The sequence below is a fragment of the Streptomyces sp. ISL-98 genome (assembly GCF_018614055.1).
GTDB classification, from domain to species: domain Bacteria; phylum Actinomycetota; class Actinomycetes; order Streptomycetales; family Streptomycetaceae; genus Streptomyces; species Streptomyces spiramyceticus.
In genome coordinates, this window is sequence record NZ_JAGGPB010000081.1 from 37318 (window position 1) to 49044 (window position 11727).

The window sequence follows — 11727 nt, forward strand, 5'->3', positions numbered from 1 at the left end:
ATGAAGGCTGCATATTTCCTAGAACGACAATGTCGGTCTCCACGACCCCAACCGGGTCCTGGAGACCGACGTCATGTCACGCGAGCCCCCGAATCAACCAACAGCGTCCACATGTTCAGGGGCTGAGTTGCGTACGGCGACCGGGGTCAGGCTCTGCAGAACCGCATGTTCCGCACGTACCCGCCAAGGTTCTCGTCGTCGGTGCCCAGGAGGGCATCGGCGGACCCAGGCAGACACTCCACCCCCTCAACCTTGTACCGCGGGAACGTCCCGAGCACAGTCGGGGACGCCGCGAGCGTGACCCGTACCCGGCCGGCAGCCGACACGCTCACCCGGCCCGCGTCGCTCACCGCGGAGTCGAACGGGCCGTCGTCACCGGCGTCCGCCGCCGAACTCACGATGATCCGGCCGGAGCCGGTCACCGAGATGTCGGAGATGTGCCGCGTGCCGTCGTCGGTCGGGTACGCCGCCCGGTAGGCCCGGCGCGTCACAGCGCCGAACTGCGGCTGCCCCCAGGGGGCGAACGTCAGGGGCGCCGCGTACAGCGTGGCCGGACGATCCGCGCCGGCTCCCCGGTCGCCCACAGGGCGGCGAGCTTCCCGTTCTGCGCGACGAGCGCGAAGCTCTCGAAGTCGTCGCCCTCGCCGATCGCCGGCAGCGGCGAGTAGTCGACGACCGTCGCCGTAGAGCCGGTGACCTTCAGGCGGTAGACGATGCCGCGACCGGTGAGCGCCAGGTACTCCCCCGGCATCCCGGGGATGGCTTCGATGGCCTCCAGGTCGACGGGTTCCGGCCCGTCCCAGGTGATCGGGGAGATGCCGTCTGAGCCCTCCCAATGGGTGATCCGGGACAGACGCTGCTGCCCGGACCGCTTGTTGTCGTGCACGACCAGCACATGCACCCCGGCTCCGTCTCCGGTACGGCCCTCGTACGCGAGCCCGCTGACACCGCTGCGGGCGTCGCCGCCGACCTTCTGCCATTCGTCGGCCGCACCGGCCGGGGCGGTGCCGAGCATCGTGAGCAGCGCGGTCGCCGCGGTGAGCCAGACCATGCGCTGCAACATCGGGAGTTTCACTGGGGTCGCTCGCCTTCCCTGTCCGACAGACGCGAGGTCACGCGCCAGGCGTCAGATTATTGATCACGGTGAGCGCCCAACGACGCTTATGCCATTGGCCCGAGCGCGAAGTCGGACTCGGCGCGCACGCGCCGCACAGCCGAACGCCGCGGCCCCCGTCCTCCCAGGACCCGGTTGGGGTCGTGGAGACCGATGTTGACGTTCGGGATGGGTACGGGTGTCGATACAGCTGAGAGAGCCGGGTGGGATCCCGGCGGAGACGGTGCGGGTGGCGCGGGCCATGTTCCCGAAGGAGAGTCTGGCGATCCGGGTCCGGGATGAGCTGGGGCTGAAGTCGCCGTTTCGCGAGGGCTTCGGTAACGACCAGCGCGAACGGCATTTCACCCAAGAGTGGTATCCCGCGTGCGGTGTTCCGGTCCTGCCGTGCGGGCCTTCTGCGCTGCTCTTCAACCGTCGGCGAGGGCCCGCAACGCCCCGGCCGTGCCACCGCGTTGCGGGCCTCTCCCGCCCGGCCGTCGCCGACGACGCGCTCTGTCGGCTCAGTAGTGCTCGCCGCGGGAGCGATGCGCAGGAATTCCTGGACTGCGGGCCGGGTGACGATGTCGGTGTGGTCCATGTCGAGGCTGACTGCAACCGCGCCGGTGAAAAAGCAGTCGGGACCATCGCTCTGGCCGTCCAGGCGCACGGTTGGCAGTTGGGCATCCGCTCCGGCTGTCTGCCAGACGTACTACTGCGCGCTCCGCAGCAGTAGGCCGCACATCGGCAGCAATTGTCCTGCGTGGTGGACTGTGGCCGTCGGTCCGCCCAAGTCCGGTTAACCGATCTTCCTGGGGAAGCCACGTAATCTGTGGGACAGGCCTTAGCCCGCCCGGGCGGCGGCGAGGTGGGCGTCCACGGCGACGACACCGTCGAGGCCCTGGCAGAGGCCCACGACCACCGGGACGAGACGCGGGTCCGGGACGTGACCCCGCAGGGTGACGACCCCGTCCCGTACCTCGACCACGACGGTGCCCTCGTCCAGGCCGAGGATGCGCCCCAGGACGTCCTGCTCGGCCTCTCCGCGGATCTCGGCGTCGGAGCGGATGAAGGCGTCGAGCAGGTCGCTGCGGCTGACGATGCCGGTGAGAAGCCCGTCGTCGCCGACCACCGGCAGCTGCTTGACGTGCCGCCTGCGGAGTTCCCGAGCGGCCCGGGGGATCGTCCAGTCGGCGCGGGCGGTGAAGACGGGGCTGCTCATGAGCGCGCCGGCGGTCCGGGCCTGGGCCTTGCCCCAGGCGCGCTCGTCGTTCCCGTCCTGCCCCTGCGGATCGGGCATGCCGGTCTCGTGCCGCAGCACATCGGACGCGGACACGACGCCGACGGGCACGCCGTCGGCGTCGACAACCGGGGCCGCGACGATGTCGTTCGCGTCCAGCAGGGCGGCGACCTGCTGGACCGGTGTGTCGGGGCGGAGGGTGATGACCTCCTCGGTCATCACGTCACCGACCGTACGGCGGTGCAGCATGGCGTTGGCCTCCTCCGCTGTGCGACGGGGCGGCCGCGGTCGGACCGCCCGGGCGGACAACGCGCGGCACGCCGGCCTCCGCGGCCCTGCCGGCCCGTCCACGCCGTCTCCCCTACCCATGACAGCACCACGCCGCTCCGGCGACCAGTGACGTTCGGCCTGGCGGGGAGGGTCGGCGGTCCCACGGCCAGGAGTGCGGCCGAGCGCGCGGTAGATGCTGGCGACGCCGGGCGCCTGGCCCGTGCGCTTGTCGATGGGGATGATCAGGTCGACCCCCCTGACCGCTCACTCAGCGTCGTTGAGCTGTGGGCTTCAGTCGCGAATACGCGACACCTCAACATGCGACCTCACCAGTCTCAGCTCCCGGCATCGGGGAAGTGCGTTCTCTCTCCCCCCGAAGCGCGGCACCGCTCACACCCGTCCCCAAGCGATCGCTGCTGTTCAGGCCACCTCGTACATCCAGGCGATGCGCTACGTGATTCGCGGTGCCTACGTCTGGGGCAGGGGGACGGCCCGCTACGACCCCAAAGGCGCCGAACTGGCCGTCGCCACCGGATACGAAGACCCACCGCGACCATGACTGGTCCATGCCACCGATCTGTGGCGGCTACGCGTCTCGCCAGGCATCGGTGACACAGCCCGCTTCGAAGTGCCACCAGCCGTCCTCTTGCCCGCGGAGAAGCAGTTCCTTGATCCCAACGAGGTCGGCGTCAGCCGGCACAGTTATGGCCACCAGCGGCAGTTCCGCGCTGAAGACCTCGCCTCCCAAACCGAAAGGCGCGAATTGCTCGTGCACGGCCTGCGGGCTTCGGCCGAGAGGCCCGCTGGGGACGGGCAGGACTCGGACCGTGCAGTTTCCGGACGCCTCTACCCGCTCCTTGGCCCAGTGAAGGCCGTCGGTATCTGTGCTGAACCGTATGGTCTCCCCTTCGGCCACGCCGTCCCGCAGGAAGGGAACGCTGGCCACACGCGCGGTGTCGTGGGTCAGCCGTATGGCCCACAGGCCCTCGGTGTCGTACGGTAGCCAGCCCTCTCGCGGTACGAACCGGAACCAGACCTTGATCTGATCGGGTGCGGCAGGGGCAGGCCCCGGCGCCGGTATGGAAGTCATCAACCCATGATCGTGCACCGTGCCAGTGGCCCCCGCCCGCCCTGCAAGCCAGCCATGCCCCCCGCACCCTCGCCCAGGACTTGTCCGGTCGATCACGGTCTCGACGGCCCCGGGACTTGAGTCGCCCGGTCCAGCGGTCGCCTGCTGACCAAGCGATGGCAGGTCTTACGATCAGTCCGTGATTGGTACTCCGACGCATTGGACCGTGCGCCATTTCTCGCAGGCCAACCCCGCTGGCCCGGGTTGCGACAGCGTTCCGGCCCTCTTGCGGCGGCTGGCGGACGCCATCGAGTCGTTGGGCCCTGTTGAGATCCAGGACGTCGTGATCGAGTCAGAGACGACCGAGCACGGCCCTTGGCGGTCGGGGACCGTCTACTTCCACCTGCCTGAAGACGGATGAGGACTGATCCCGGCGCTCACGAGCGGAGCCAGATCACCAGTGCCGCGGCGGTGGCGGTGGCGGTGGCGGTGGCGGTGGCGGTGGCAAGGTAGACGTAGCGGCGCCTGTCGTAGCGGGTGGCCACGGCCCGGTGCTGCCCCTTGGAACTGCGTGCAGTCCGCCCGCTGTCCCGGCGTGACGACCAGGGACAATCGGCGGCAGGGGCCGTCCGCACGCAGGTGCAGCCTGGTGGTGAACCCGCCGCGCGAGCGGACCAGTCCCTCACTTCCCGCACCACCTCCACCAGGTGGGCGACGAGATCTGCCACGCCGCCCCGCCCTGATGTTCGTGTGGTTCGGCCACCTTTGAAGCGGGAGCGGGCGGTGGATTGGCGCGGGCGCCGACCGCGTGCTGGTGCGCGCGGACGATGGTGGAACCGACCGAGACATCCCAGTCGATCTCGCCCGCCTCGTCGGCCGCGGACTGGACCTGCTGGAGCAGACGCTCCCAGATTCCGTCCGCCGACCACAGCCGACGGCATTCCTAGACCGTCTTCCACGGCCCGAACCGTTCAGGCAGGTCACGCCACTGCACGCCGGACCGCACCCGGTGCAGAAGCCCGCCGATTACCTGCCGATGATCCCGCCACCGCCCACAACGACCGTTACTGACCGGCAGGAACAGCCGCAGCCGTTCCCACTCGGCGTCCGTCAGATCACCCCGCCCCATGTCCACACCAACTACCCAGCCACGAGGCAGTCACATGGTCGGCCGGACAAGTCCTATAGGGTCACGACGCCCGCCCCGGCCGTCCGTACTGGGGCGGGCATCGCGCGAGGTGCGGCTAGGCGGGAGTGATGTTCTCCGCCTGCGGGCCCTTCTGCCCCTGGACGACATCGAAGTTCACCTTCTGGCCTTCCTGGAGCTCACGGAAGCCCGAGCTGGCGATGTTCGAGTAGTGCGCGAAGACGTCCGGGCCGCCCCCATCCTGCTCAATGAAGCCGAAACCCTTTTCCGAGTTGAACCACTTGACGGTTCCGCTGGCCATTTTGTCCTCCAAGGGACTCGAAATCGGCTCCCGCACCACGCGGCAACCGGAGGTGATCGCCCTGGCCCTCAGAGACTCTGAACAGCAAAACGCCCGTGAACTCGCGCTCACGGGCGACCGGTACTTCGGAACCATGACAGCTATCCCCGACGCTACACGGACTCCTTTACCCTCACCACGACAACGCCCATGCCGTATGGGCCAGATGGGCAGATCGTCGTTGAGCGCCTGCCGCCGCAAGTCGGGCTCCTGTGCGAGGCGGGTCGGTGGCGTCGCTGGTGTCCCAGCACTCGACAGGGAACGGCTGGGCCATCCTGAACACACGCGCCCAGGCCACGATTCAGCGCATCGGCGGCATCCGAGAGGGCGTGGTGCGCCGCCACCCTCGACGCGCTGATGACACCTGGCGTGACAGCGTCTACTACTCGACGCTCGTCACGGAGTGGCCCGCAGCCAAGCAACTTTCTGTCCCAGCGGTCGATGTCCGTCCGACGCAGGCTGACGCGGACTCGGCCCGGCGCTGGGCGGAGACCATCCTGGGTGGGCGTCGATACGCTGGGCAGCACCAGGCAAAGGCGCATAGCGAAAGAGCCTCCGGCTCACTCCTTTCGACCAGTTCAGCGCGCCACACGGGCCCGGATATCCGAGACTGACAGTGCCGGGTCGTAACTCAGCGTGTCCATTTCCCGTCCTCAGGTGACACAGCGGGTTTCCGCCGGCATTCCCATCCCTCCGCGCCGTTGGGCGCGGTTGCGGTGCTCGCGCGGCTTCCGCGCTCGCTCCGCTTCGTGCAGCGAGGAGTCCCACCCTCATGACGGATGACACCATCCGTACACCGCAGGTTTCGCAGTTTCCGTTCGGCGCTGACGGCGAGAGCTGGCAGCAGATGCTGGATTCGCACGGCCTGTCCAACGGGCAAATCAGCCTGGTCAGCGGCCCCACCGGGGATCCGCAGTCCATGTACCCGGTCGAGCCGGGCCTCACGACCCGTGACTTCGAGATCCCCATCGGCGGCCTGAGCCATGCCAATCGCCGCAAGGCCCTGAGCTCGATCGAGCTCTACCTGGCCGAGCGGCGCGACCACATGCTCGGATACCAGGCCAACCAGGACATGAACGGCTACCCCACCGACCTGTCCCGCTTCATGGAGGGCCACCTCAACAACATCGGAGATCCGTTCCAGAGCGGCGGCTACAAGCCGAACACGAAGGTCGTCGAGCGGGCCGTGCTGGACTACTACGCCGCGCTGTGGCACGCGAAGTGGCCGCACAACCCGGCCGATCCCGAGTCGTACTGGGGCTACATGCTGTCCATGGGCTCGACCGAGGGCAACATGTACGCCCTGTGGAACGCCCGGGACTACCTCGGCGGCAAGGCGCTGCTCAGCTCTGATCAGCCGGGGCCGTTCGGTGCCATGCGCTTCGTCCAGGCGGCCCCGCACGTTGACAACCCCAACGCCTTCAAGCCGGTCGCGTTCTACTCCGAGGACACGCACTACTCGCTCGCCAAGGCCGTACGGGTCATGGGCGTCGACACCTTCCACGCCGCCGGCGAGGCCATGTACCGGGGCCGATGTCCGCTCAAGGACGCCGACGGCAATCCGCTCGCGCACTGGCCGACCGAGGTCCCGTCCCGCAGGGGCCCCTCGGGCCATTCGGCGGACGGCCCGGGGGACATCGACATCGACGCCCTGGAGACCCTGGTCAGGTTCTTCGCCGGGAACGGCCACCCGATCATGATCGTGCTCAACTACGGCAGCACATTCAAAGGCGCTCACGACGACGTCCGGAAGGTCTGCGAGCGCCTGCTGCCGATCTTCGAGGACAACGGGCTGGTGGACCGCCGCGTCCACTACGGCAAGGATCCCAAGACCGGCGAGGACCTGGTCGACTTCCGCCGCGGGTTCTGGATCCACGTCGACGGTGCTCTGGGCGCCGGCTACGGGCCATTCCAGCGGATGGCCTACCGGGACCCCCGCTTCGGCTGGACACCCGAGGTCAACCTCCCCGAATTCGACTTCGGCCTCAAGATGAGCAGCAAGAGCCACGGCGAGATCGACATGGTCTGCTCGATCGCCATTGAGCGGTCACAAGTGGCCCGGCGCTCCATGGCCGTGCGGTCTGTTCATGACCAAGGTCAAATACCAGCTGATGCCACCGTCGCTCCCGGAGTACATCGGCTCCCCCGACACCACCTTCGCCGGCTCCCGCAACGGCTTCTCGCCCCTGGTCCTCTGGGACCACCTGGCCCGCCACTCCTACCAGGACCACGTCAACATGCTACGTACGGCACAGGGGCTGGCGGTCTACCTCGAAGAGCGGTTGCGCGACCTGGAGAAGAAGCACGGCGTGCAGCTGTGGCCGGCCCGCACGCAAGGTGCCCTCACCGTCCGCTTCCGCCGCCCCAGCGACCAACTGGTGGCGAAGTGGTCATTGTCAACGGAGGGCCTGCTCATGAAGCCTGGCAAACCGGAGACTGTGCGCCGCTACGCGCACATCTTCATGATGACTTCTGCCACGCGCGAGAAGATCGATGCCTTCCTCACCGATCTCGACCGTGAGTGCGCCGCGAGCCTGCTGCCCCCGATCGAGATGGCGGTGCCCATGGCCGCCGAGCCCGCACCGGCGATGGCAGACGAAGCCCTGTCCCTGGCGGCGGTCCCCGCGATCGGACGCGGCTTCCAGTAGCGGCGGCTCCCGTTGGTCCCACGGCAGGAAGCCGTGGGACCAACACCCGAGGAAACAGCGGGCCGAGTGCCGATCATGGCCGGTATCGGAGCGGTGACCACGCAGGAGGTGCTACCGCTCGCAACCGACGTGCGGCAGGCCGGAGTCGACGGAGCGCTGCTCGCCCCCGTCGACTACATCAGGCATCGGCGACATCAGCCAGCAGACACGCTCCGAAACGCCGACCGCCCCGTTCCGTCGGCGGTGACGACGAGCCTGGAACGTGAACCAATTGGCTGCACAGCGGGCTCATCGTCCCAGCAGAGAAGGCACTTTCGCGTTCCGGCCAACACAGAAACGAACAGCAGGCTGCAGGCCGCTCGTGCAGGCCCGGCGGTGACGGCTGTGGCGGCAGAGCCGTCGTCGCAGCTCGGGGTGAGCAACGGTGGATGGTGTTGCTGAGGCAACCGGGTTATCGGGAAGAGATGTTCTTGCTGGACCGGCGGAGGCGGCGGCGGAGGGCGGGGCCGATACGGACGAGTAGGCGTCTGTTGATGCCGGTCACCTTCTTCTCCGTAGTGGTCAGGCGGGTCTCGGCTTTGGCGAGCCGCTTCTCGAGCACGCCAAGGTGCTGACCGAGTGCGGCGTTCTTCTTCTCGGAGGCAACGAGCCTCTTGTTCAGGGCGTCGTTTTTTTGGATGGCGCGGTCAATGCGCCGATCGGCTGCTGCCTGCTGTTCGCGCAGGCGGCTGATTCGGTAGCGCATGTTGCCGTCGTCGTGTCCGTCCCACAGTCGCAGTGAAGGCGGCAAGGTCTGCTCAGCCATCCGGGCGTCGAAGGAAGCGCCGCCGTCGCCGTGGTCGTACGTGTTCTCCAGGTCGTTCTTGTCGAGGAACGCCGCCATACGGGCGAAACGCTCTCGGTGCCCCTTGAGCATGGAGCTGAAATCGGCCTCTGCGTACAGCTCTTCCGGGCGGGTGCGGGCAGGCAGATCAGGCAGCATTCGGTGGGGAAGGTCGAAGTATCGGCACAACTCCAGCGTGCGTGAGTCGTGCGCGAGGACGACGGCGGGCGTTCCGGCAAGCAGGGCGGCGATGTTGCCGTGGATGCGGGTTCCATAGGCAAAGTCGTAGCCGGCCAGTTCGTCGATCCAGGTCTTCGGATCGAGAGGAACGGCGACCTTCTCCTGACGGAACAGCGGGTGGCTCAGCTGCAGCGGGAAGGAGTCCTCGTGGCCGGCCTCCCTGGAGGTGTCGCCCCAGAAAAGCAGCTCGGCATCGACCAAGTTCTGTGCGTAGTACGTCACGTTCTCGAAATTCTGCTGGGCATGCGCCGCGATCCCGGCGACGTCTCCAACAGGAATCGCGTCGGGCGAGAGGTTAAGCGCTATTCGTGAGTCCGGAGCGAATATTCCTGGCTCGCGCAGCTCGGGGAATGTGTCTCCGTACAGGAACATCGACGGGCAGCCGATGATGTCCACGTCCCGGAATCCCAGGCCGTTGAGGTAGGAGGCGGTCAACTCACCCCGTACTCCGATGGAGGCCGATTTCTCCAGCACCGCGGAGGCGAACCGCTTGACGGAGTCGGCCATGGGCAGCAGCGCGTCGGTGTCGTAGTCTGCCCCCACCTGGGCGCCGACGCCCAACACCACCACCGGGATGGTGAGCTGCTCGATCAGCCGGGACAGCCTGTCCAAAGAAGCGCGAAAATCAGGGCGGAAGGCATTGGCGAGCGGTGCGACGAACACATCGTACTCTTCGTTGATCTGCCCCGCTCGCTCGGCCGACGGGTTCGTTTTGATGCCGTTGGACGTGATTGTGCTGCACGGGGTCGAGAGCAGTTTGTGTACGGAGTCACTGAAGAGCAGATTGCCGCTGTTGGTGCCCATCAGGTCCTGGTGCAGGTACTCGGCTGATTCGGCCGCACGGAAAGGGCTCTTGCCGGATCGTAGAAGTATGCGCTTCATGTGCTCGTCCGCCTTTCGCAGCTGAATGAGCAGGGAATGGGCACGCGCCCTGCACCCCTGAAGGCAGGGGACATACCAGGACAACCCCGACCATGATAATCCTCGCACTAGTGCGCGAATTCGCGGAAGTTCTCCCCGCGGCCGAATACGTCGGATTCGCCACTCCCGACCCGGTCGCCGCTGTCAACGCCATGCGTCCCACTGCCGACTCCGTGGCCAGGTTTCATCGACCGGCTGCAGTCCCGGGGCAAAGCAGGGCCGTTGCTGCCCACGGGTGTCGGACTGAACGTCAATCACCGACTGCACGGACTCCGGCTTGCTCGCCGGTGCTACGACGTCGGGCTGCTGCCACGGAACTTCGCGGAGTATGCCGGTCTCTTCGGACATGCCGAGTTGGCGGTGCAGCCCGGCGCCGGGCACTGTCCCTGGCTCGACGATCCGGCGTGGTTCACGCAGGCACGGGCGGCCTTTCTCGGCTGACCGTGTCGAGCAGCAGCTTCGCGGCCACCGTCGACCCGTCGGTGCGGATCGTGCCGGCCACGGCGGTCGCTCGTGCGCGGGTCTCAGGGGTCAGGGCCGTCCTGAGCGCGGCCGACAGGGACTCGAAGGTCGGAGTCGGACCGTTGTGTGCCGCGCCGATGCCCAACTCGGCCACGCGGCCTCCCCAGTACGGCTGGTCCGCCCCCTGGGGTACCACCACTTGAGGCACGCCCGCCCGGGTGGCGGTCGTCGTCGTGCCCGCGCTGCCGTGGTGTACGACGGCGGCCACCCGGCGGAACAGTGCCTGCTGGTTGACCTCGCCGACGACGAAGCAGTCGTCCTGGTCGTCGATCAGGCCCAGGTCGGCCCAGCCGCGGGAGACGAGTACGCGGCGGCCCTGCGCGCGGATCGCCTCGACGGCCACCCGGGCGACGTCCTTCAGGGAGCCCATGGGCATGCTGCCGAAGCCCACGTACACCGGCAGTTCGCCGGCGTCGAGGAACGCCATCAACTCGGCAGGGAGCGGGCGTTCGTCGGTCAGGATCCACGCGCCGGTCTGCACGACGTCGAGGTCCGTCGGCTGCCACGGGTCCAAGGTCGGGTCCGTGGCCAGCCACGGCCGGTCGGTGAAGGCGTAGTCGCGGACGTTGTCCACCGGTGGCAGGCCGACCGACGCCCGTTGGGTGTTGAGCTCCTCGCCGAACATCGCGTTCGCGATCTGGGCGTCCAGGTCCCACAGCACCCGGTTGTCGGTCACGTCCGGTGGCAACGGCTGGCCCCGCCGCGCGGGCGGCCGGCGGTACGGCGACGGCAGAACGGCCGGCTGGTGACTCACGTGCACGTAGCGGATCCCCAGCTTCTCGGCCACCGACCGCGCGCCGGCCGTGGCCGGCAAGGGGCCGGTCGCCACCAGCGCATCACATCCCTCGGCCGCCGCGGCGACCGTGTCGAACTGTGCGGCCATCAACTCGGCCGCACGCTGCGCCAGGCCCACCGCCGACCCCGGCGTCACCGAGGTCACGAGCGGGCGCACCGGTCGGCCGGTCGGCACCAGCGGCACACCGACCCCGGCCAGCAGGTCCGCGAATTCCTCGTCCGGCGGAGCGCACACCCGCACCTCCGCGCCGAGTTCCCGCAACTGCACCGCGAGTCCCGCTATCGGTTCGACGCTCCCGCGCGACCCGTACGTCGACAACACCACACGCATTTCGCGACTCTCATTTCCGCAGGTTCTGGCTTCGTCCGGTGATTCTGCGGCACGACCCCGGTCTTGCCGCAAGCCCCCCGGAGCGCTATACGTTGAGAGTGGCAGGAGTGAGTACTCCCCCCTTGCCCTTCATGGTCCGCTGTGGACAGACAACCTCCTCGCGAAGCGGCAGCGCCGCGTACGGCGGCAGCGCCGCCCAGGAGAACCTCCGATACATCACACGCCGTCTCAAGAACTCCCGTCGCAGTGAGTTCAGGCGACGCCAGCAGATCAGTGCGCATCCCCAGGGTG

12 protein-coding genes are annotated in these 11727 nt (G+C 68.0%); 4 read left to right on the top strand and 8 right to left on the bottom strand.

Features of this window, described 5'->3' with window-relative positions:
- Window positions 1–146 precede the first annotated feature (146 nt).
- Window positions 147–584: a hypothetical protein gene (locus tag J7I98_RS41830; protein WP_251021750.1), complete on the bottom strand. Its 438-nt coding sequence runs from the start codon at window positions 582–584 to the stop codon at window positions 147–149.
- Window positions 527–1051 (bottom strand): hypothetical protein, encoded by a 525-nt coding sequence (locus J7I98_RS41835; protein WP_251021751.1) that lies wholly within the window; start codon window positions 1049–1051, stop codon window positions 527–529. The genes J7I98_RS41830 and J7I98_RS41835 overlap by 58 nt, the downstream gene beginning before the upstream one ends.
- 241 nt (window positions 1052–1292) lie before the next feature.
- Between J7I98_RS41835 and J7I98_RS37315 the strand changes: the two genes are divergently transcribed.
- Window positions 1293–1826, top strand: coding sequence for a hypothetical protein (locus tag J7I98_RS37315; RefSeq protein ID WP_214929540.1), 534 nt, complete (start codon window positions 1293–1295; stop codon window positions 1824–1826).
- A 108-nt stretch (window positions 1827–1934) separates the two neighbouring features.
- On the opposite strand, the gene J7I98_RS37320 is transcribed toward J7I98_RS37315, so the two are convergent.
- From J7I98_RS37320 to J7I98_RS37335, 4 genes are all read right to left on the bottom strand, one after another.
- Window positions 1935–2579: a CBS domain-containing protein gene (locus tag J7I98_RS37320; RefSeq protein WP_214929514.1), complete on the bottom strand. Its 645-nt coding sequence runs from the start codon at window positions 2577–2579 to the stop codon at window positions 1935–1937.
- A 607-nt stretch (window positions 2580–3186) separates the two neighbouring features.
- Window positions 3187–3690, bottom strand: a complete 504-nt coding sequence (locus J7I98_RS37325) for a DUF4265 domain-containing protein (RefSeq protein ID WP_214929515.1) — start codon at window positions 3688–3690, stop codon at window positions 3187–3189.
- Between the two features lie 922 nt (window positions 3691–4612).
- Complete coding sequence (locus J7I98_RS43170; protein WP_214929516.1) at window positions 4613–4798, bottom strand: transposase; 186 nt, start codon at window positions 4796–4798, stop codon at window positions 4613–4615.
- Window positions 4799–4913: 115 nt separating this feature from the next.
- Window positions 4914–5117, bottom strand: coding sequence for a cold-shock protein (locus J7I98_RS37335; protein WP_100105551.1), 204 nt, complete (start codon window positions 5115–5117; stop codon window positions 4914–4916).
- An 811-nt stretch (window positions 5118–5928) separates the two neighbouring features.
- Between J7I98_RS37335 and J7I98_RS37340 the strand changes: the two genes are divergently transcribed.
- Genes J7I98_RS37340 through J7I98_RS43175 form a run of 3 tightly spaced genes read left to right on the top strand, consistent with a single transcriptional unit; the run spans window position 5929 to window position 8245 of the window.
- Entirely contained in the window at window positions 5929–7677 is a 1749-nt protein-coding gene (locus tag J7I98_RS37340) for a hypothetical protein (protein WP_214929517.1), read from the top strand.
- Window positions 7622–7804, top strand: coding sequence for a hypothetical protein (locus tag J7I98_RS37345; RefSeq protein ID WP_214929518.1), 183 nt, complete (start codon window positions 7622–7624; stop codon window positions 7802–7804). Before J7I98_RS37340 ends, J7I98_RS37345 begins: the two co-directional genes overlap by 56 nt.
- A 33-nt stretch (window positions 7805–7837) precedes the next feature.
- On the top strand, window positions 7838–8245 hold the full coding sequence (locus tag J7I98_RS43175) for a dihydrodipicolinate synthase family protein (protein WP_374225215.1): 408 nt from the start codon (window positions 7838–7840) through the stop codon (window positions 8243–8245).
- A 10-nt stretch (window positions 8246–8255) separates the two neighbouring features.
- On the opposite strand, the gene J7I98_RS37355 is transcribed toward J7I98_RS43175, so the two are convergent.
- Together J7I98_RS37355 and J7I98_RS37360 are read right to left on the bottom strand one after the other, a co-directional pair.
- The gene (locus J7I98_RS37355; RefSeq protein WP_251021752.1) at window positions 8256–9671 is read right to left on the bottom strand and encodes a polysaccharide pyruvyl transferase family protein; all 1416 of its coding nucleotides are present in this window, start codon (window positions 9669–9671) and stop codon (window positions 8256–8258) included.
- A 526-nt stretch (window positions 9672–10197) separates the two neighbouring features.
- Entirely contained in the window at window positions 10198–11436 is a 1239-nt protein-coding gene (locus tag J7I98_RS37360; RefSeq protein WP_214929521.1) for a glycosyltransferase, read from the bottom strand.
- Window positions 11437–11727 lie beyond the last annotated feature (291 nt).